This window comes from Pseudoalteromonas sp. R3 (assembly GCF_004014715.1).
Classification (GTDB): Bacteria; Pseudomonadota; Gammaproteobacteria; order Enterobacterales; family Alteromonadaceae; genus Pseudoalteromonas.
In genome coordinates this window covers 322,266-343,064 of sequence record NZ_CP034834.1, presented here as the reverse complement: position 1 = coordinate 343,064, position 20,799 = coordinate 322,266, and the positions used below count along the sequence as shown (strand labels likewise).

The following is a 20,799-nucleotide window of genomic DNA, read 5'->3' as shown; positions in this document are numbered from 1 at the left end:
GCTCAGGAATGGGTTAACGCTGCCACCTATGTAAACATTGATACAAAGCATCAGGCTCAATGGGTTTAGAAACAAAGTCATCCATACCTACCTGCAGGCATTTGACCCTGTCTTCGTTAAATGCGTTGGCTGTGATAGCAATAATGTATGGCGAGCCATAGAGATCCGGGTTTTGTCTGACCCGACGCGTGCAATCAAAGCCATCCATATTTGGCATCTGACAGTCCATCAAGACAAGAGGTATATTACTCCCTTTCAACAGAGCCAGTGCGTCCAGGCCATCGTTGGCCTTGGTCAGACTACATCCTGTATGTTCCATAAGCTTAGCTGCAACGATCTGATTTATCGGGTTATCCTCAACCAATAAAACATTGACGCCACGCAAGTTTGGCGCGTTAACCTGCTGCTTTTCTTGGTGCTGAGCTTCTCCCGGTTCGGCCGGGATAATCACAGAAAAAGTACTGCCCTGACCCGACGCACTTTCCAGCTCAATAGAGCCACCCATGGCTTCGACCAAACGCTTGCAAATCGTTAATCCCAAACCGGTTCCACCGTATTTACGCGTTGTAGAAACATCAGCCTGTATGAATTCGCCAAACAACAGCTTTTGCTTTTCCTTCGCAATGCCAACACCGGTATCTCTAATAGAGATATGTAAAGCATCATCCACATAACGAGCAACCAGCTTAATACTGCCCTGCTCCGTAAATTTTCCTGCATTGCTAAGCAAATTATTAATAACCTGCGTCACTCGCAACTCGTCCAGTAACAGATATTCCGGTACTGACACGTCAACATCATAACTAAACGATACCCCTTGCTTCACGCCTGTTTTGCAAAATGAGGTTGTAAGAGCATGAAGTACCTTGTGAAAGGCAATATCCTGTTTGTCTAATTGCAATGCACCAGCTTCAATTTTTGAATAATCAAGAATATCGTTCAGTATCAACAACAAGTTATGTGCCGACTGATAGATAATCTGCAACGACTCAGCGGTAGACTGGTCGTGTGTATTGCGCTGCATATCAGCAGTCATACCTATAATACCATTGAGTGGCGTGCGAATTTCGTGGCTCATATTGGCCAAGAATAAACTCTTAGCAGAACTGGCTTTGTTTGCCCTATCAAGGGCATCAATCAACTCTTCCGTTTTCTCCTGAACCTGAGTCTCTAATTGAGCATTAAAATTTGTCAGCTGAGCATTAAGAGACTGGTTTTCCTGATTGGCTTTTTGCAGCTTTTTAAAACTCATTGAGAGCTTAAATGCCAGTTGGGTAAATTGTTGTTGTAACGTAATGACTTCAAGAAATGTTGCTTCTTCTTTGGGCGTCAAGTCATCATTACTACTGGCAGGATCAAAACTATTGAGTCGGTTGCTCAAGTCATGCATTGGGTTTATTAACATACGGGTCAGTTTGCTCACCAGTACACTGCTGAGTGCGATAATAAACAAGGCAAGGAAGAATGATTGCCCCCAGGCAGATGCAACCGCCATATTAACATACTTACGCTCGATTAAACTGATGACCTGCCAGCCAAATTGCTCTGAGCGAACACTGCGTCGATAAAACACTTCTTCTGTTTTACCAATATACAGATTTTGGTTGTCATTGGTTAATATGTTTAGGGTGGCGTCATTGATCTCATCCTGGGTGTTAAAGTCTGACTTTAATGAGCTAAACACCACTTTATTGTTGCTATCGAGTATCATCAGATGGCCCATATGAGACAACACTCGAGGGATAAACTGCTCAAATGTGTGAAAAAATACTGAGCCTTCGACAATTCCCACAAACTCTTCTTGGTGATAAACAGGTGCCGATATTGCCACTATCGAATCATCACCAAAGCCCCTGCCACGGAAAATTCCGGAGACAAATCCATCTGGATAGTAAGGCGCCTGGATAAAATACTGACGATCGGAAACTGCGGGCATTTCCCCTGCAAGACTCGTTCTTAAAGTGTCTGGATAAAAGTGAGTTACCAGTCCGGACTGATCTGCCGTGATAGCAGTTCGAATGTTTGGATAAGACTCGACCAGCCGTGTGAGCGTCTGTTGCTTGTCCAACCCCCTTTCAATATTGTAAGCGGCATCGGCCAGCGCCCTGCGATGATTACCCAAAAAGCTGTCTATTCGTTTTGCCGTTGTATTTGCCACGTCGCTCAGCTGCGCACTGACTTCATACTCAATGCGCTCATAGTGGCTGTTAGTCAGCATAATCGTCGTAACCAGAACCACCAGAATGATAAGGTGACTGATCATATAATTTAAGATGCGATACAGAGGCTTGGCTTGCCAAAGTTGTTTGAACAAAAATAACGACAGCAAATCAACAATAACTAGGCAGATTGCGGCATTAATGAAATACTTAGCCAGTGCAGTCAAGATCACTAGCAGATTGAGATCCAGCGCAAACTTGCCAAACAGGAAAAGCAGCGGAACACCAAATAATACCCAAAATGCGAGGCCTCGCATAAACAAGGGCTTGTTAGGCCTGACACAGAATACCTGTAACCAGGCAATCTCTAGCAGAAACACCATAGAGGGCCAGCAATGGCCCCAACGGTAAAAAATGAAAGCCGCACCAATTGCCACGCACAATAAAGCGTAACGCCAACCCAGCGACATTAATGCAAGAATTACAAACAGTTGCCCAAGCAAAAACTCGGAGCTATCCAGGAACCACAAAGGTAACAGGTTTGCAAAACCACCCAACAACCCGAGCAAAACCGCAATTGCTACCTTAGGTAATGCTTTAATTTTCCCAAACAATACTCAGGCTCCTCTGGCTCTAAACACTTTCATGCAGCTATATGATACCAATTTCACTTAATACCTAGTCAATTTGAAGGAGCAAATATGACGCTAACGGTGTTAAAAATTTCTCATTTAGAACAACTAAATAGCAAAATTTTCGCCTTGTTATCGAGCATATTTTCTCGCCTCAAAATAGACCACTTACTTAAGCAAATTGGTATAAACAACCGCTTGCATCTATTCAAAACAAATGTCGCCTGACTGACGCTGACTTATGAATCAAATTTTACTGATACTGTTAAAAAGTAAAGGAAAAACTGAGTTTTGCCAAGTTTAGTGGTCGGGACAATCGTGGCTTTCTATTTGCAGAACGCATTGTTTGACCGCAAAGCCCTTCATTAAAGTGCGCTCAACTTCCAACCGGCAAGCCTCATCGTGCATTTCATTGGTACAATGATGCTTCAACACGATATGCGCGCCAACCGTCAATTGGTTATCCAGCATAGTCACTGTGACATTATGAACACTGTCGACATGCTCAGTTGACAGAATTGACTGCTCCAATTTTTCAACATCTGGTAGTAGCTGCGCTTTCTCTCTCAGCCCCTGAATACAGGTGTAAATCACTTTGATACCGGTAAACAAAACAAACACTGAGATCAGCATGCTCGATACAATATCGATGACTTCCCAGTTCGTTAGGTGGATCAGTACACCTGCGACAAACGTTGAAATAGTGGAGAGTAAGTCAAAAAAGGAATGTAAAAACACCGCATAAACATTGATGCTATCTTTGCGTCCTTTATATAGTACCCAGGCAGATGCGCCATGAAATAAGAATCCGACCGCTGCAATACTCGACATAGCAAATGCATTTACATTCAAATCATGACCTTGACCATGATGGCCAAGGCGTTCACCACCTTCAAGTAAGATAATCACGGCGATAGATAAGTACAGCAGGCCATTGAGCAGACCGCCGGTATACTCTGCTTTTTTATAGCCATCGTTATAGGTTTTAGCCAGTTTAATAGCAACAGCCGAAGCCAGTAACGCAATAAACAAAGAGCTATTGTGCACAAATAGGTGTCCGGCATCGGCAAGCACAGCCAGTGAATTGGCGTAATATGCACCAATAACCTGAATAATCATAAAGGTACATGTGAGTGCAAGTGCGATTAGAAGTCGATTACGAGACGCTTGGTGTGTAGTCAGATCGGTCATTCGAGCAGTTTAATGCCTTATAAAATACAGCAGGGGAAATGATAAAGAGTCGCAATTGTACCCTGAAATCAATGACTGCGCATCAAAAATGTCTGCGCTGCGCTATATTTCACGCACTGAGGCGCTTGTGATGGTCACCATAGGCTAAAACAGCTTGTTCAAATAAGCGAGTTTGCTCATGGCTAAACTGGCAACGCGTATACCTGAGTATATCCAGTGCCACTTCACTCACCGTACAGCAATCTGCTGGTCGGGTTGGGCTAAACTCAGCCTCATCTGGAAAAACCACTATCCAGCGCACGCCAAACGGCGTATTGAGCACACTGGCCAGTGTTGACGCGCGCTGCGCGGCCGCCGAAAGCGGGTTTGCGAGGTAATGGGTTTTATTTTTATAGCGACAGGGCCAAACCTGGCTATCCGTTTCTACCGCAATGAGCCCTTTTTGGTCGATGACCACAACAACAAAAACACCAAAAGGCGATAACACGACGCAATCGAGGGACAGCGCTTCCAGCTGACTCGGGTATAAATGACGGCTGAGGATGGTATAGTTTTTTGCATCAAGAGAGGTTGCCAGGTTTTGATAAACCTGCCACTTATATTTTGCGGACTGTTCTTTGTCAGAGTGGCGCGGTCGTAAATACAAATACCGACCCAGCGCCCACAACAAATAAATGCAAAAACATAACGCAATCAGATTTAACGCTGTAATACTCGATACCTGCTCAGTCACAGGTTGCACCGCAGTATCTGGCATGGTAGTCGCACCAGAAACAACACTACTGATAACCCACAAGCAAGCCAACATCCACCTTTTCATGCCCTCACCTTATTTTTTAGCGTTGAGCCAACGCATTAAGCGTCCACGCCTGCAAAATACCGTCGCTACTCAATGTCAGAAGTGAGTTTCTATCGGCCGCATACATATCTACGATAGTGGCGCCATCGTGCACAAAGTTAATTTGCCACGTGCCAAGCTCTTCACCATTTTGTGTATTCCAGATACTTAAATGAGATTTCGACGACGACGTTGCAAGTAGCTTACTTCCTTTGATAAACAGCGCCTTGCGAAAAACCTTAAAACGCGACATATACTGCAATTCACTAATACTCTGGCCATCCGTCAGCGATGTAACAACTTGCTCATTCAATGCATCCGAGGCAAACAGTGCTGAGAAATCATCACTGACAGCAACACTGGTTACTCTGTGATCAAACTCTTTCATAAAAATAGGCTCTGCTGAGCCAAATTTCCACAGCGCCAGCTTGCCGTCTTGCGCACCAGTGACAAATAGCTCTCCTTTATCGTCCCAGAACACATGTTGAACAGGTCGGGAATGAGGCGCAAACCGGTTGTTTATCTGGGTGTGCAAATCCGCCATATTGATGGTGCCATCGGCCATAGCAACAATGGCCTTGTCATTTTTAGGTGAGATGGCCATTGCGGTGATCACCGCGCCAGGAGTCACACCACCAAAAGCGACTTTTGTTACCAACTTGCCTTTATCGAGTGACCAAAATGCCAGCTCTGTCTCACTGGCGATCACCAGCATCTGCAAATCTTCCGACAGTGCCACATCTCTAACAAACCCGGGAGTTTTAGCTTGGGGAACGGTGAACTCCACTTGCTGGGTGGCGACATCCCAAACCTGAATTTGCTTTTGATTGTCAAACGTAACAAGTTTACTGCCGTCCTTCGAAAAATGACCCAGTGCAATGCCACTTTCATTCAGCCTGCCAACATTACCCTTACTTAGCTGAATCTCTTCACTGCATGCGCTCAAAAAGACCATACACAATGTTGTCAGCAACACCCTTAACCACATAACTTTACTCGTGACACCACAAAAACGCCATTATACGTGCATTCACTGAGAGTAAAAAGTACACATATATACTACCTGCAAAGACACTCGCCTCTACGCGTACATTATCCAAAATGGGACTCTCGCTCCATTACATCTCAATAACACGCCATTTGAAGAATCAAAAGCAAGAACCGCACCATTCACCGCCGGTCACGCACTAAGGCGCTGATCTGCCATAATTCAATAAAGCCATCACTGCTGAGTGTGAGCAGTTCACCTTGTGAATTGGTATGCATGTCCAGTATTGTCGCATCTCTGCTGTGCGATTTGATAAAATAAGCGCCAATTTCCTGACCGTTTTGGGCATCCCAAAGGGTCCACCAGGCTTTTGAAGATCCGGTCGCTAAATAACGCTCATCGTCACTAAATGCTGCGGCTCGAAACCACCTGAAACGCTCAGGATAACTCAGACTAATATCATACTCTGTGCCAGAATAAAGCGAGAAGATACGCTGCTCATTAAGTGCATCGGACGCAAATAGTCTTGTATTATCATGGCTCTGTGCAATGCTGGTTATACGGCGCTCAAACGAAAAGCCACGCTTTGTCGCAAGGGTGTGGCTATCAAACAGCAGTACCTGACCATCGTGACCTGCACTCAACAGAGTCTGGCCCTGTGCACTCTTAGCAACATGTATCACTTTGCTATCATGAAGCTTGGCTTTTTTAACCAGCTGATTTTCAAGATCAAGTAAATTAAAGGTCCCGTCGTTTAGTCCAACCAATAGGTGGTGTGGGCGGGTATATAAACGCAGTGCTGACACTTTTGCCAGCTCATCGGTAGGGTGAACCGTGTAGGTTCCAACAAGCTTTCCTTGTTCAATATCCCACAACTCGACCAGCTGGCGAAAGCCGATGGCGAGTTGTGTGTTATCTTCACTGAGACTGAATGCCAGAATATTGCCCTTTTTAGCATCGCTTACGGGGACAAGATCGGCTAGCTGAAACAAACGCAGTTGCGTTGCGACGTCAAAAACGGCAAGTTTATCTCCGGGGTCATGCAAGACGGCATAACGACCGTCAGCAGAAAACTGACCTTGAGCCCCACTTTGCTCTAAATTGACCAATTGAGTGTCATTATCCTGAAGTGGATCCTTACATCCGGTCAAATTCAAGACGATAGCCATACACAAACCAACGAAGAGTTGTTTTGCTAATTGAGTCACCAGCCTCACCTCCTGTTTAACCTGTAATGTGCTGTAATGTACAAATATTGCACAAACCTATAGATTTTGACCTGCCTGCCGTGAACTGGTTCATTTGGCAGCGTCTCTTATTTCCCCTGGCAGCGAGGTTTGCTGCCAGTCTTTTGCATCTGTGGCTATACTTATATTGGTAAGCATAAACACATTACCAACTTGGGAGAATAAACTGATTGCCGACTGTTAAGGTTTTCTCAACTTAGCGCAACTAAAGAGTCAATTTTGCCTGGCTATCGCCCATGATTTAAGCATCTCAAGAATGGTTTCTATGTATGCGAATTAGTTTTAACTTTAAATGCTAATTCAGGAGGTTTCCATGCCCGCCCCCCCAAGGCGCACAGCCAAAGGTCATGTTTCTGATCATGGTGCCGCTATGAATAAGGCGCTTAGCGCTGACAAACGTAAAAAATTTGCCGAGAAAGCAAATCAGGCTTATGAAAAGAAGCACCCAGAGCAAACTAATATAAAGAAGGAAATTGCCAAAAACAAGGCGGAGAGAGAAGCTAAATCAATCGTTTACAAACTTGAGTTTGTACTGTTTGTTATTGTTCTGGTCGCCATTATTGTGCGCATTGTATTTATGGATTGAGCAAGTAAAACGGGTCATGACAGCCGCCACATCATGACCCGTGAACGCTAATCTTCCAGTAAACGATATAAGCGGCTGGTCACCCCATTGGTCCAGCCGAAGCCTTGCTGTACCAGATATTCACCGCCACCTGCGCGTACACCAGGTTCAACCACGTTATACTTTTCCAGCAGGCAAGCGTGTTGCTCAAAGTCGCGCTCCAGCATAGCAAGCCATCGTCTGGCCACTGTGACCGCCAGCTTCACATAGCCGTAATTCAACATGCCTTTCACGGCAAACCATTGTAAGGGTGCCCAGCCATTTGGGCTATCCCACTGTTGCGCTGTATTGGTTAGCGTGGTCACCAGCCCCCGGCTTTTAGAAAGTCCAGCTCCAGCCGCTGTGTCATAGACTCCGCCTGAGACTGACTTGCAAGTCCCAAAAACATAGGTACCACTCCAGCCAGTGACATCACCTGACTGCGCGTTTTTAAAGCAATATGGTAATCCATAAACCAACCTTGCTCTTTGTCCCATAAATAGGCCTGAATAAGCCGTTTACGTTGCTGGGATAGTTGCAAATAGTGGGTGCTTTGAGGGCTGTTACCGAGTGCTGCGTAACATTCGCTGAGTTGCCACTCCAACTGTTGTAACAGGGCATTGAGGTCAACAGGTATGCGCTGAACCGTATTAATACTGCATAGTTGCTCAGGGTCATCCAACCAGCGACTGCTGAAATCCCAGCCAGACTCACAGGCGGCGCGAATGTTACGATAAAACAATGCGCGATATTCAGGCTCCAGCATACTGGCCGACTCAATATCCTCTTTGTAGGACTCAGGCCTTGGCTGTGCGCAGTCATCCCAGAAGCGATTCATTACCCCGCCACAAGGCATACGCACGACTCTGCGGCTTTCAGTCAGTTCATCATTCAGCTGGTCGCTGTCAGCCATCCAAAAGCTGTGCTCCTTTTGCAGCGCATCAGTCACTTTACTTAGCCATGTCTTATCCTGATGATGCGATTGCCAAAGTAAAGACACCATCAATGCTGTCACTGGCGGCTGTGATCGACTGGTGTAGTAGCTGCGGTTACCATTTGGCACATGACCAATACGCTCAATAAGACTGACAAAGTTATCCAGCATATTCGACACTTGCTCGACGTGGCCGGCATCCATCAGGCCCAAAGCCGTAAAATAACTGTCCCAGTAATATATTTCGTTAAAGCGGCCACCCGGAACCGTATAGCTCGCGGGCAAATCAAGCAATGACGACACATTGCCCGTCTGTGGGTCACGCGCCAGGCGTTGCCATAGCTGGTCGATATAGTCTTTGACCGAGGTAGCATGGAGTTCAGTCAGTTCTGGCTGTGGCGCAAAATCAAAATGACGTGCGACAAACTCAGTCAGATCTTGAGGGCATTCGCTGTCATACAGCGCACAGGCCTGCTCCCAGCTCTGTTTTGGAATAGCATCTGCAAACTGTTTACTATCCGAAAAAATGCCCTGCATCTGCACCGCTTTAAACAAGTTTGATTGTTCAAACTGCATCTGTAACTCCTAGAGTGCGCAAGCGCTGGTCTGTGCCTGTGCGCGTCGCTTAAACAAAAATAACGTGACGGCGATGCCGCTCATGGGGATCAAAGACAGATAAAACGCCTGCTGACCACCAATGTATTCAAAAACAAACCCGGTAATTAATGAGCCAGTTGTGCCGCCCAGAGCCGAAAACACCACAATAAGACCTGTCATTGGTGCATGCTGACGTTCATCCAGGCTGCTCAGCATTACCGAGTTGATCACCGGATAAATAGGTGCCATCAGTAGTCCAATTAAAGGCATAAGGTAGGCTGCCAGCGGCGCTTCAAACAAACTGTTCACTTCTTTTGGATGTAGATTTTCCGTCATAGGTAAGGTCAGCAATACCAGCGCCGCCATACCAACTAAACACACATTTAGCAGCTTGTACCAATGGATATGCTTGAGTAACTGACCGGCCAGCAAACGCCCAATGGCCAGACTGGCTGCAAAAATACTGGTCAGCTGCACCGCGATATCCACTGGCAAATTCAGTACCTGATTGTTAAAAGTCGGCAGCCAGGTGCCTACGCCCTGCTCAATTAACACATATAAAAACGCCGATAACACAAAAACCAATACCAGAGGCTGATAGGCCAGTTTCAGCATGCCTAAAAATTCGTCTTTTAATGGCTGCTCTTTGCTGTATTGGGGCTTCTTCATGGGTGCACTGATCACTAACAATGCGGTCACCAGGGTCAGTGCGCCCAGCAGGTAATAGACATTGAGCCATGCCAGTGAATCAGCCTGCTCGCCGATAATCGCGGCAAAGATCCAGTAACCACTGAGTACCCCAACCATAAACAGGCCTTCAATGGTGTTAAGCAAACTCGAGTGCCCCTTTGCATCGTCTGTTACCTGACCTATTAACGCGTAAACCGTTACTTTGACTATCGCAAATGCACAGCCAACGCTTGCAAATAAGGCTTTTAAAGCCCAGAAAGCCCCCAGTACAGGCGTTAGCAAACACATAACCGCAACCACAAACAAAGCGCCTAATAACGCTAAGCGATAACCGATCCTGGGAATAAACGAGGCAACAAGAAACGACACAATAGCAATGGGGATATCTTTAAACCCTTCCAGGCTGGCAGCCTGGGCTTTTGACACTGCAAAGGTGTTGATCGCCTGCAAAATGACGGTGCCGACACTGTTGAGTAAAATCGCAAACAAAAAGTAGCAGGCCGCCATGGCCAGCACGACTCTGGTGTGCTTCATAGGATGACTCTGTAACTATTCAATAACAGTCAGTCTAGCCGCGGGAATTCATTTTTGCAATCGTTTGCAATTCTAAAGTAAAAAAAATTGCTCAGTTTGTTTACAGAGTCAACGGCCGTAATCAGCTTGACTGACGCATGACCAGTTCAACATCCAGTTGGGCAGAATCAGGCTTATCGCCCTTTAACTGCGCCAGAAGCTTATCTACCAACACTTGCCCTGCCAGACGGGTATTCTGTTTGATGGTGGTCAGTGAAGGCGAGCTGATATCTGCCATCGCTATATCATCAAACCCGACCAGTCGCACATCATTGGGAATGCTGACATAACGCTCTTTAAGGGCTTTCATTGCGCCCAGGGCAACCATATCACTGCAAGCAAAAATACCATCAAAGCTCAGTCCTTCGCTCAGCAAAGTCTGATTAATCACCTCATACGCCGCCAAACTGGTGATGTCGATTTTCAATAGTGAAGCCGAAGCCTCCGGCTCTTTACTGATTTGATCGCAAAACCCGCGGTAGCGCTCTGCCAACTCTGCATGGGCAGGATCGCCCATAAATAGCAAGCGTCGAGCTCCCCTGTCCAGCAAGTGTCGGGTCGCGGTACAGCCAGCCAGATAATTATCGCTCCCGACAATGGCATACTCTCCCTGTGTTTTGGGATCACCCCATACGACCAGAGGGGTGCCCTCGCTGGCGGCACGTTCGATGCGTGCCTGCTGCTTCCCCTGACCGACCACTATCACGCCATCGGCCCGACGACCATCAATAAAGTACCCGTGCCAGTCGTCACCTGCCATATACGAGTTAGACAGCAAAAGTTCGTAGCCCTGGCGATTAACCGCCAGATTAATGTCACTGACCACTTTAAGCAAAAACGGATCGTCGATTGATTGCTCCGTTTCAGCATCAAAGTTAATTAATACCGCAATCACATTGGTTTTTTGTAATCTAAGGCGGCTGGCCGCCGCATTGAGGCTAAAGTTGTGCTTTTTAGCCAGCGCCTGCAACTTATTGCGGGTTTCTTCCTTAATCAGCGGATTATTATTCAGCGCCCGGGATGCCGTTGACGTAGACACGCCCGCCAACTTTGCCAGATCCGCCAGTTTCATTTTTTTTGACTGCATGTATAACGCACCACCAAAGAGCTATTGTAACAAATTGAATATATTGATTTTTAAGACAGAGTCAATGCTCTGACTTGGCATTATAGCGCAGCGTCTGCTTACCTGTCGCACCTTTTCTCTGCGTGAACTGTCACTCATCCGTCCAGTAACCAGTTTGCAATAAAGTCGGGAAAAAGTTGCTAACCCCCTATTGCAAACGTTTGCATAAAGTTCTATTTTAAAATGACGCCGCGTGCAACCTGACGCTTCCACTTATCCATTCACAGAATGATTTTGGGGCCCAAAGCCGAACTAACAGGCAATTGGCGGCGCATAACAATAGCAAAGAGCATGCATAGACAATGCTATGCAAACACTGACAACACATATGACAACCAAGGGGGCAGTTCCTGTGAACCTAGGCAACAAATATTCTCTAATCGCATCAGCGGTGGCAGCCGCAATTACGGTATCGGGTACAGCGTACGCAGAGCAACAAGACGCGAAGCAAGACAAAAAAGTCGAAACCATCATTGTATCTGGTACACCAGGTGGTGCGGGTATTCGTAAGCTGGACGCCAGCTTTGCGGTTACCAACGTCGATGCCGTACAAATTGAACGTTTAGCGCCGAAAAGCACAGCAGATCTGCTTAAGTCGGTGCCTGGGATCTGGGTCGAAAGTTCAGGCGGAGAGTCAGGGGCCAATGTATTCGTGCGCGGATTTCCAGGCGGCGGCGATGCGCCTTTTTTGACAGTGAGCCTGCAAGGTACACCGATTTATCCGGCACCCACTTTATCATTTTTAGAAAACTCATCAATATTCCGTCTTGATGAAACCATTGCGCGTATGGAAGGCCTGCGCGGCGGTCCAAACCCGGTTGTATCAAATGGTCAGCCGGGTCTGACCACAAACTTCCACCTTAAGCGTGGCTCAGAAGAAACGGAAGGCACAGTTAAATACACCACTTCTGACTACGGGCTTCAGCGTATTGACGGCGTGTTAAGCGGTGAACTCAGCGACGATTTCTATTACATGATCGGCGGCTACGCAAAACGTTCCTCAGGAATCCGTGACGCAGGCTTTACCTCCGAAAAAGGTCATCAGTTTACTATTAACCTGACCAAAGAGTTTGATAAGGGTGAGTTTAATGTTTACACCCGCCAAACCGATGACACCGGCGCCTGGTATCTGCCGACACCGCTAAATGTTGATGGCGTGGATGCTGGCTTTACTCAGTTGGGTACACTTAACCGTCAGGCAAGCATCCACGTTGCAGGGCAGGATATGGAGATTGACCTGGGCGAAGGTCGTGGCTGGAAAGGTCACGTCTCCGGCGGTAGCCTGAAACTCGAATTACCTAATGGCTGGCAGCTGATCGACCGCTTTAGCCTGACCCAGGGCGATGCCAATACCTATGGCCTGGTGCCCGATGGCGCAGCAACTAACCTGGCAAGCGTGGCAGACAATGGCGCAAGTGCAGTAGGCTCAGTGACTGGAACTGTCTACGACGGCAATACCATGGTACAAAACTATGGCCGCTGGGTTGTGCTTAAAGAGATTGATGCCTTCACCAATGACTTAGCCATCAGTAAAGAATTTTCACAGGTTAACAGCGCATTTGGTATTTACACAGCAACCACCTCTGCAAAAGACTGGTGGAGCCTGGGTAACTCTGCTTACCATGTTTTGACGGCAGGCGGTGAGGCCCTTAATGGCATCGACTGTAACAGCAGCGATGACGGCTGTGGTTTCAATTACGATATCAATAGTACCGGCGATGCAACCACAGTGGCGTTCTATACCACACACAGCTATCGCGCCACAGATACGCTCACTCTGGATCTGGGCTTACGCAGCGAAAAACACGAAGTAGACTACTCAGTTGATGAAGGTCTTGACGGCACTATCGACAAGTTTGTTACTTATGATGAACGCAAAACTTCCTGGACTCTGGGCGCTGACTTTAAACTGGACGACCAAAGCGGTGTATTCGCGCGTATGAACAAAGGCTATAAAATGCCTTACTTTGACGACTTCCGCGACAACTATGGTGCCTACCAGAACGGCGAACGTCTGATCAAAGAAGTAACACAGGCAGAAATTGGCTACAAATACATGGGTGAAAGCAGCGATCTGTTCGCGACTTTATTTGCCAACGAAGTACAGGGTGATACTTTCGTCAGAAAACCAGGCGACCCTGCAGAGATCCTGACTAACGAAGCCTTGGGTATTGAGGTCGATTATAACTTCAATCATAGCTCTGGTTTTAGTGTCAACATGAATGCCACATGGCAGAAAACCGAAATCACAGAAAGTCCCGACAATGTAGGCAACGAAGCACAGCGTCAGCCAGCCTGGCAAGTACGTGTCACACCTAGCTATGAATTTGAGTTGGGTGATATGTTCGCTACTGTATATGGCACAGTTTCTGCCGTAGATGACCGTTACGGCAACAATGAAAACACTGTGGTGCTGGATGGCTACGAAAAGTTTGACCTGGGCTTTACCTTAGAGCCAACTGAGCAGGTAAAACTGATGGTCTCGATAGACAACCTGACCGACGAGCAAGGTATCACCGAAGGTGACCCCCGTAATGCCGACGCACCAAACGGTCGCTATATTATGCCGCGCAGTGTGAAATTCAGTGTAAGTTACAGCTTCTAACTCCCTGAAAGCCAGACAGCCCAGGCACTATGCTTGGGCTTTTTCGTTTTTATCACTAAACTCTTTATTACAACAATATAATCATGACTCTTTGCACAGGTTCACTGACTAATGAGGTAGAAAAGATGAATATTGAAGATGTCCGCAATGGAGAATGGGTTGAGTATCACAAACACCCGGTCGAGGTGCTCAGCGTGGACAAGCAGCATAATATGGTGACCATTTATGATGCGCGCTCACAAAGTAAAGTCGACGTACATATTGACGAACTTAAAGATGACCCGCAGTGCCACTGCGACTCCTATTTGTACTTCTGATTAAAGCATCAATCGAATCAGGCCTGCCCTATTTTGACTCTGGCGGGCCCTGTTTTAGCCGACATTCACAACCGTTTCGTTAAACTGCAAACACAAAACATTATCACGCTAATCGCCACCTCCTTCTCCCCCACCACAGAAGTCACCTTCAACGCCAGCACTAAAACCGCTGTCACTGCAGTAGCTGCGAGCATAAGTTAGCAACGACTCAAAGTTAAACCTTGGCCAGTCATCAAAGCAGTGCTTGCCGACCTCAGCCCGCAAATCGGTATAGTTAAACTCCGTCTGAAGCGCATCGAAATCGTCCCTGGAGCAAAACATTGCAAAGGCATAAATCTGATTGTCATCATTGTCAAAGGCATGAGCAAAAATCTCTTTAACCTGATCTACAGAGTAGTTAGCTTGTCTGGTGTAGGACTCTACGAGTAAAACTGGAAGACGTAATGCTATTGATTTAATGGTGTTTTTCTTTTCAGAGAATAAAAACATCTGGTACTCCTTCTGATGTTCCCTACTGTAAAGAATATCAATGCAGCCTTGGGAATGTCAAAAAGCCCACTTATGGCACTTTGCTCTGAAGCGCCATAAGTGTGGCAAGCCGTATGTCTTTAACGTTGTTCTATCACCCACTTTGCATTGTCATTACCGGCCTTACCATGACGGTTCAGGTGCAGTTGCTGCGAGCTGCTATCAAGCCAGACATATTGCTCCCAGCGTGTGTTTTTAAGATTCCACACTCCACCTTGATCAATTAGATCAAACCCCGAGTCTTTTGCAGAATCCCACAGCTTTACATAGCCACTTGAAGAGGCACTGTAGCTCAGGAACAGCTCTGCATTTTCCCTGGCACGAAAATACACTTGCTGGTTTTTACCAGTCACACTGATGAATTCAACAGCTGTATTGCCACTGGCCTTAAGTCTGGCATGATTCTCCAGGCCTGACTCGCTTGATACCGCAAGCCCTGTTTCAGCACTTTTCAGGATCATAGCCTGCCCTGCATCCGCAGGTAAGTCTGGTGCTTGCCAGCCCTCAGGGGCCGTTTTCCAGAAAGTTGATTTCCACTGCCAGTTGTATGGCATATCCATCAGAGGATCGTTAAGATCTTCGTAACCCTCAACGGCTTCAACATTGTATAGGCACTGACGGCGCTCTTCGTCCAACTGAGCGACACGCTCTAGCTGGCTAACCGTTCCAACGTTCAACTCTGCCATACACTGTTCAAGAGATTTCCCTTTACCCGATTCACCCGGTGCCAGAACATAAGTGTGATCACGACGGCTTTCGTCATCGTACCATTGACGCATGGCCGTTTCGTCAAATGATAACCAGGCATCAACCAGCATTTGGGCTTGGGTCCGAGCATAGGTTTCTCGCTGTTCAACCGGCATAGCCATAGTGCGGATAAATGCCGCCCACAGGTCTTTGCTGGCTTCGAGCGCAACAAGGGCAACAGGTTTCATATTGCTCGGGCGATAGCCATCCCAGCTGCCATCTGTACGCGTGCCCGGGTGCCAAATCACATCGCCACTTTCATAACTGATGGCGTCACCGGTTGCATGGGTATGTTGCTCAGCCCCTTCGGAACACAAATAGGCTTTTACTTGCCAGACTTTTTCATAGTTGTCTTCAGGCAGACGAACCGTATGCTCGGGGCTAAATGAATCCTGGAACAGGTGCACAGCGCGTCCAAACAGGAAGTAGTTGTGGTCAACCTCTACCGCACTGGCATAGCCGCCCCCATCCCACACTTTGATCTGCTTGCTTTGCGCCATTGCCGCATTAACGAAATGGTCAATAAACCGAGCTTGTCCGCGCTTTGCGGCGTCTACACCACCTGCACCACCCACATCGTCATAACGGCGCATAAAGTGATCCTGCTGCAAGTCAGCAGGTTCCTGCGCTACGGCATTAAAACAATTTGGACCCGTCGGATCGATACTGGCATTGGTAACATTGAAACCGGCAATGTCCACCCAGCGCTCGCCGACTATCGCTGCGAAGATTGCGTCGTATTCTGAGTAATAGGTATTGTCATTGCGGCGACTGGCGAGAATTTTGGTGACTTCAGCTTGTGCGATATTGAGCTCTGTGGATTTAGCTAAGCCTTTGTTCCAGCTCAGGCGAGGGTCATTCGCATCTTCTACCTGAGTGTTTTGTGACAACAGCTCAAGGGCTGAAGTTCGGGTTAACCATTCATGGCCAATAGGCATCACCCCGCTGCCACCCAGCTGAGTAAATGCCGTGACTTGAGCACTCGTTACAATGGCAACAAAGCAGGCAAGAGATTTTAACTTCATAATTACTCCTTAATTAATTTAGCCGCATCATTGTCACACAATTGAAATATGAAATCTTTAATAAAAACATAAAAAATTCACGCAAATCATAAAAATAAGAATAATTAGTGAGTTTAAACTCTATTTGCAGTATATAAATTCATCAAATGTGCCTGAAGAAATGGCTTCTGTGGAAAGCAAAAAAGATAACTTACTCGTTACATTGATTGTTTGGGAGTTGAACAAGGGTAATGTGTCAGGATTATCACGCCAGGTGAAATCAGGAGGTTAGCACAAACACATTGCATCTTTGCCAACCTCGAGCAAGGGTGATTGATTAGAGCGCAGGGCTATCAGCGTAAGTCTGCCGGAGTTGGATAGTCCGGATGTTCAACATTTTTTTGAGACCACACAGCAGGGATAGCTGGCTCCCATTTTTCTTCAATCAACTTGACCAGAGTTGCCAGGTCATGTTCAGGTTTACCATAATAATCCAGCCAGCCTGCTGGCACATCTTCCGGCTCTGCCGCCTGGACCACATGCGCCATCCATTGCTTTCTGAGTTCAGCCCATTGTGCAGATTGCTTTTCACTCTCTGCAATGCCTTCAACAGGCCGTAACTCGATATAGATGGTGCGTCGCGGTCCTTCACTTCTTTTCGGCTCAGAGCTATGCAGGATCATCATATCCTGCACCAAAATATCACCCGCCTTCGCAGGTTGTTGTACTACGCCGGGAATATTCCAGCCATACTGAGTTGAAAGCTCATAGATATCTAAAATCTCATGTTGCGAGTCCGGGATATAACGCAAACAGCCATCATCAAGATCAGCATCATCCAGATATACGCCAACATTCAGATAGGGATAATTCCTCGGGTGTGGTGCGCCGTGATGCCAGGAAATATGTGGATGAGGGTGCTGATACTTGTATACCAAATCAAGCTGCATAGGCACACAGCCCTCTCCAACCATTTGCTCACAAATCGCCATCATAGTTGGGCTGGCAAGCAAGTCTATGATGAGTTCAGGGTCATCAAACAACAGGTCGTTGTAACGAAACAGTTTTGGCTCGCCTGATTCAGTAGATATATAGTACTGATTACGCAATGCCCCTTTTGCCAAATCTTCCTTTGCCGACGCTTCCAATTTGACGGACAAATCCCTCAGACGCTGTAACAAGTCTTTTGACAACGCTTGTTCAAAGCGAACAAACCCATTTTGCTCATAAAAGCCCAGCTTTTGTTTTTCTATTGATGCCATAACCTGACTCTTTCTTTGTCTTATAACCAATAACTTAGCATTGCCTATTGTCATTAAAATAGCAATTACGCTGTGTTACGCCGATATGCTCACGTTTTTACGCCACCAGACAATGACTGTTACGATGCAAGCGATGATTTAAGCGCGCTTTGTACATGCAGACTCGTGGTATCGTAAAGGGGTATATCCAGATCAGCGTCGCCAATGAGCAATGCTATTTCAGTACAACCCAAAATAACCGCTTCGGCACCGGCTGCTTTCAGTGCCGCTATGATTTTTAAATAATCGTTCCGTGAGCTGTCATTAATTTTACCCAGGCACAGTTCCTGATAAATCACATCATGAACGCGCTGCTGGTCGGCACTATCTGGCACACAGACTTCCAGAGCGTATTTTTCTTCCAGACGCTGACGATAAAAGGCCTCCTGCATCGTAAAACGTGTACCGAGAAGCCCAACTTTCTTTATGTTATCTCTTACCAGTGCCTGCCCTGTTGCATCGGCTATATGTAACAAAGGGACGGAAATGGCTTGCTGAACCTCGTCTGCAACTTTGTGCATTGTGTTGGTGCATATCAATACAAAGTCAGCCCCCGCAGCTTCGACAGACTGCGCTGCTCGCGCCAATAACTCAGCTGCTCCTTGCCAGTCACCTTTATGCTGCTGCGCTTCTATCTCTGCAAAATCAACACTGACCAAAACAATTTTGGCCGAATGTAAGCCGCCCAGCTGTGCTTTTACCCCTTCATTCAGCAAAGTGTAATAGCTTAACGTTGACTCCCAACTCATACCGCCTATCAGTCCGATTGTCTTCATTGCTGTTATCCCATTGTGTTTGTTCTGATATTGCCAGACTCTCACAAATAACCATGGTAGTGCAGCTTTTTATCAGCCGCAGGTTAAACAATACCTGTGACATATTCGGCATACCTGAATCACCCGCTCGGCAAATATATCTCAATTGTGCCAGTTCACTTGGCTAAGCTTTGTCATCATTTCGTTATTGTACCCGTTTAGATTGTTTCTTATTTGCACCAATACTCAATCAGTCAGAGTTTGCGGACTCTGAGCACAATAACAAAAGGACTCAACAATGAAACGTGGTACTAAAAGCCTGCTGGCTTTATCAGTGATTTTTGCCCTTGCGGCCTGCGATGGCGACAATGGTAAAGACGGGCAAACAGGTACAAATGGTGAAGATGGCGTCAACGGCGTAAATGGCAATAACGGTGCGAAAGGATTAACCAGCCTGCTAACTCAGGTTTCCCTGCCTATGGGCGATACCCAATGCTATTTTGGAGGTGTAGCACTGCATTCTGGCGTTGACAAGGACAGTGATAACCAACTCAGTGACGCGGAAATCACCCAGACCAATTATGTGTGCCAACCTTCTGCGCTTTCAACGCAAGGGTTTGCGTTGCCTCATACCGCTCTGCGCAGCGATCTGCAAAATGGCGATATTGCTGGTAGCACTTTCGAAATCCGTAACGGCGGCTATGGTTCAGATATGGTTGCCCACCCTACCAACAATACACAGTTTTATGCTTTGACAGACCGCGGGCCCAATGCCACTTATACAGGAGAGTACGGAAAAGGTAAGAAGTTTCCGACACCTGACTATACGCCCCGCATCGGCTTATTTGAATTACAACAAGATGGTCGCGTGATCAAATTAAAAGAGATTTTGCTCAAGCGCCCGGATGGCACGCCGATTACAGGTCTGCCCAATAGCTCAGACCTTGGGGGCACAGGAGAAACGCCTTATACAGCAGAAGGTGCACCTATTTTAGTCGACAACGCTCAGCCATATCATGAGCAGGACAACCCGCTTAAACTAGACGACTATGGCCTTGACGGTGAGGGTCTGGTTGCCTTAAAGGATGGCAGTTTTTGGGTCAGTGATGAATATGGCCCGCATATTGTTCACTTTGATGCCAACGGCGTTGAACTGGCCAGAATTAACGCGTTCGCAGAAGATAACCGGGTCGCACTACACCTGCCAGCTGAATTCGCCAACCGACGTGCCAATCGCGGTATGGAAGGCCTGGCTATCACGCCGGATGAGAAAACGCTGGTAGGTATAATGCAATCTACTCTGTACAATCCATCCAAAACTGTAAAAGATTTGGATATCGTTCGTATTGTCACCATCAACCTGGAAACCAAAGCCGTGGGACAATACCTGTATAAGCAGGAAAAAAATCAGAACTCAAATTCTGGTATTGTCGCATTGTCTGACTCAGAATTTTTAGTTATTGAGCGAGACGGTGCATTTTATGGCACCAATCCGGACGCCATGAAGCGCATCTACAAAATCAACCTGAGCGACGCAACCAATCTGGAAGCCATCGCTTCATCGCCGTTGATAGTGCAAGATGACGCACTCGGTTTGGTTATTTCAGGCAAAACACTGGAAGAGGTGGTCATGGAGCAAGGCTGGGAAGCCCTGAGTGACGCTGGGATTGTACCTGTCACTAAATCTCTGGTGCTCGATCTGATTGATCAGGTTAGCTATCCACACGATAAGCTGGAAGGCATGTGGCTGATTGACAACACAAGACTCGGTGTACTGAATGATGACGACTTTGCTACCTGGTCCACCAATGGTGTGCTTGAGCAAAAATACCTGGATACAGGCAAAACACAAGTAGACAGTAATCGGCTGTATTTATTCGAAAACCTTACCCTGGTGACGAATTAACTTACTAGCGAAGTGGCACAGCTCCAGTAATAATAAAAGCCAGGATGTCCTGGCTTT

The 20,799-nt window shown here is 46.8% G+C and carries 15 protein-coding genes and 1 pseudogene; 4 read left to right on the top strand and 12 right to left on the bottom strand.

What is annotated here, in order from left to right; genetic code table 11:
• Positions 1–13: 13 nt before the first annotated feature.
• From ELR70_RS01140 to ELR70_RS01120, 5 genes are all read right to left on the bottom strand, one after another.
• On the bottom strand, positions 14–2,773 hold the full coding sequence (locus tag ELR70_RS01140) for an ATP-binding protein (RefSeq protein ID WP_082353366.1): 2,760 nt from the start codon (positions 2,771–2,773) through the stop codon (positions 14–16).
• 318 nt (positions 2,774–3,091) lie between these two features.
• Positions 3,092–3,982, bottom strand: a complete 891-nt coding sequence (locus ELR70_RS01135; RefSeq protein ID WP_054017418.1) for a cation diffusion facilitator family transporter — start codon at positions 3,980–3,982, stop codon at positions 3,092–3,094.
• 109 nt (positions 3,983–4,091) lie between these two features.
• Positions 4,092–4,802, bottom strand: a complete 711-nt coding sequence (locus tag ELR70_RS01130; RefSeq protein WP_054017419.1) for a nuclease-related domain-containing protein — start codon at positions 4,800–4,802, stop codon at positions 4,092–4,094.
• A gap of 16 nt (positions 4,803–4,818) precedes the next feature.
• Entirely contained in the window at positions 4,819–5,808 is a 990-nt protein-coding gene (locus tag ELR70_RS01125; RefSeq protein WP_054017420.1) for a hypothetical protein, read from the bottom strand.
• Between the two features lie 182 nt (positions 5,809–5,990).
• A complete protein-coding gene (locus tag ELR70_RS01120) occupies positions 5,991–7,016 on the bottom strand; it encodes a hypothetical protein (RefSeq protein WP_054017421.1) in 1,026 nt (341 codons plus the stop codon).
• 409 nt (positions 7,017–7,425) lie between these two features.
• Between ELR70_RS01120 and ELR70_RS01115 the strand changes: the two genes are divergently transcribed.
• Positions 7,426–7,641 (top strand): hypothetical protein, encoded by a 216-nt coding sequence (locus tag ELR70_RS01115; RefSeq protein ID WP_128064431.1) that lies wholly within the window; start codon positions 7,426–7,428, stop codon positions 7,639–7,641.
• 47 nt (positions 7,642–7,688) lie between these two features.
• Here the strand turns inward: ELR70_RS01115 and ELR70_RS01110 are convergent.
• From ELR70_RS01110 to ELR70_RS01100, 3 genes and pseudogenes are all read right to left on the bottom strand, one after another.
• Positions 7,689–9,130, bottom strand: a pseudogene (locus ELR70_RS01110) (trehalase family glycosidase).
• A gap of 48 nt (positions 9,131–9,178) precedes the next feature.
• Positions 9,179–10,414, bottom strand: coding sequence for an MFS transporter (locus tag ELR70_RS01105; RefSeq protein ID WP_054017424.1), 1,236 nt, complete (start codon positions 10,412–10,414; stop codon positions 9,179–9,181).
• Positions 10,415–10,535: 121 nt separating this feature from the next.
• A complete protein-coding gene (locus ELR70_RS01100) occupies positions 10,536–11,540 on the bottom strand; it encodes a substrate-binding domain-containing protein (protein ID WP_054017425.1) in 1,005 nt (334 codons plus the stop codon).
• A gap of 442 nt (positions 11,541–11,982) precedes the next feature.
• Here ELR70_RS01100 and ELR70_RS01095 point away from each other — a divergent pair, with 442 nt between their 5' ends.
• Both ELR70_RS01095 and ELR70_RS01090 read left to right on the top strand, forming a co-directional pair.
• Positions 11,983–14,184: a TonB-dependent receptor gene (locus tag ELR70_RS01095; protein ID WP_241566297.1), complete on the top strand. Its 2,202-nt coding sequence runs from the start codon at positions 11,983–11,985 to the stop codon at positions 14,182–14,184.
• A 125-nt stretch (positions 14,185–14,309) separates the two neighbouring features.
• Positions 14,310–14,501 (top strand): hypothetical protein, encoded by a 192-nt coding sequence (locus ELR70_RS01090; protein ID WP_054017426.1) that lies wholly within the window; start codon positions 14,310–14,312, stop codon positions 14,499–14,501.
• Between the two features lie 108 nt (positions 14,502–14,609).
• Here ELR70_RS01090 and ELR70_RS01085 read toward each other — a convergent pair whose 3' ends face one another.
• The 4 genes from ELR70_RS01085 to ELR70_RS01070 all read right to left on the bottom strand — a co-directional run bounded on the left by ELR70_RS01085 (position 14,610) and on the right by ELR70_RS01070 (position 18,857).
• Positions 14,610–14,990, bottom strand: coding sequence for a DUF6559 family protein (locus ELR70_RS01085; RefSeq protein ID WP_054017427.1), 381 nt, complete (start codon positions 14,988–14,990; stop codon positions 14,610–14,612).
• Positions 14,991–15,109: 119 nt separating this feature from the next.
• Positions 15,110–16,801, bottom strand: coding sequence for a hemolysin D (locus ELR70_RS01080; protein ID WP_054017428.1), 1,692 nt, complete (start codon positions 16,799–16,801; stop codon positions 15,110–15,112).
• A gap of 332 nt (positions 16,802–17,133) precedes the next feature.
• Positions 17,134–18,042 (bottom strand): phytanoyl-CoA dioxygenase family protein, encoded by a 909-nt coding sequence (locus ELR70_RS01075; RefSeq protein WP_054017429.1) that lies wholly within the window; start codon positions 18,040–18,042, stop codon positions 17,134–17,136.
• Between the two features lie 119 nt (positions 18,043–18,161).
• The gene (locus ELR70_RS01070; protein WP_054017430.1) at positions 18,162–18,857 is read right to left on the bottom strand and encodes an aspartate/glutamate racemase family protein; all 696 of its coding nucleotides are present in this window, start codon (positions 18,855–18,857) and stop codon (positions 18,162–18,164) included.
• Between the two features lie 277 nt (positions 18,858–19,134).
• Between ELR70_RS01070 and ELR70_RS01065 the strand changes: the two genes are divergently transcribed.
• Positions 19,135–20,742, top strand: a complete 1,608-nt coding sequence (locus ELR70_RS01065) for an esterase-like activity of phytase family protein (protein WP_054017431.1) — start codon at positions 19,135–19,137, stop codon at positions 20,740–20,742.
• Positions 20,743–20,799 lie beyond the last annotated feature (57 nt).

Excerpts from the sequence above, each read along its gene's own strand:
- ELR70_RS01135 (WP_054017418.1), bottom strand. The coding sequence starts at position 3,982 with ATGACCGATCTGACTACACACCAAGCGTCTCGTAATCGACTTCTAATC.
- ELR70_RS01130 (WP_054017419.1), bottom strand. The coding sequence starts at position 4,802 with ATGAAAAGGTGGATGTTGGCTTGCTTGTGGGTTATCAGTAGTGTTGTT.
- ELR70_RS01125 (WP_054017420.1), bottom strand. The coding sequence starts at position 5,808 with ATGTGGTTAAGGGTGTTGCTGACAACATTGTGTATGGTCTTTTTGAGC.
- ELR70_RS01115 (WP_128064431.1), top strand. The coding sequence starts at position 7,426 with ATGAATAAGGCGCTTAGCGCTGACAAACGTAAAAAATTTGCCGAGAAA.
- ELR70_RS01105 (WP_054017424.1), bottom strand. The coding sequence starts at position 10,414 with ATGAAGCACACCAGAGTCGTGCTGGCCATGGCGGCCTGCTACTTTTTG.
- ELR70_RS01100 (WP_054017425.1), bottom strand. The coding sequence starts at position 11,540 with ATGCAGTCAAAAAAAATGAAACTGGCGGATCTGGCAAAGTTGGCGGGC.
- ELR70_RS01090 (WP_054017426.1), top strand. The coding sequence starts at position 14,310 with ATGAATATTGAAGATGTCCGCAATGGAGAATGGGTTGAGTATCACAAA.
- ELR70_RS01085 (WP_054017427.1), bottom strand. The coding sequence starts at position 14,990 with ATGTTTTTATTCTCTGAAAAGAAAAACACCATTAAATCAATAGCATTA.
- ELR70_RS01080 (WP_054017428.1), bottom strand. The coding sequence starts at position 16,801 with ATGAAGTTAAAATCTCTTGCCTGCTTTGTTGCCATTGTAACGAGTGCT.
- ELR70_RS01075 (WP_054017429.1), bottom strand. The coding sequence starts at position 18,042 with ATGGCATCAATAGAAAAACAAAAGCTGGGCTTTTATGAGCAAAATGGG.
- ELR70_RS01070 (WP_054017430.1), bottom strand. The coding sequence starts at position 18,857 with ATGAAGACAATCGGACTGATAGGCGGTATGAGTTGGGAGTCAACGTTA.
- ELR70_RS01065 (WP_054017431.1), top strand. The coding sequence starts at position 19,135 with ATGAAACGTGGTACTAAAAGCCTGCTGGCTTTATCAGTGATTTTTGCC.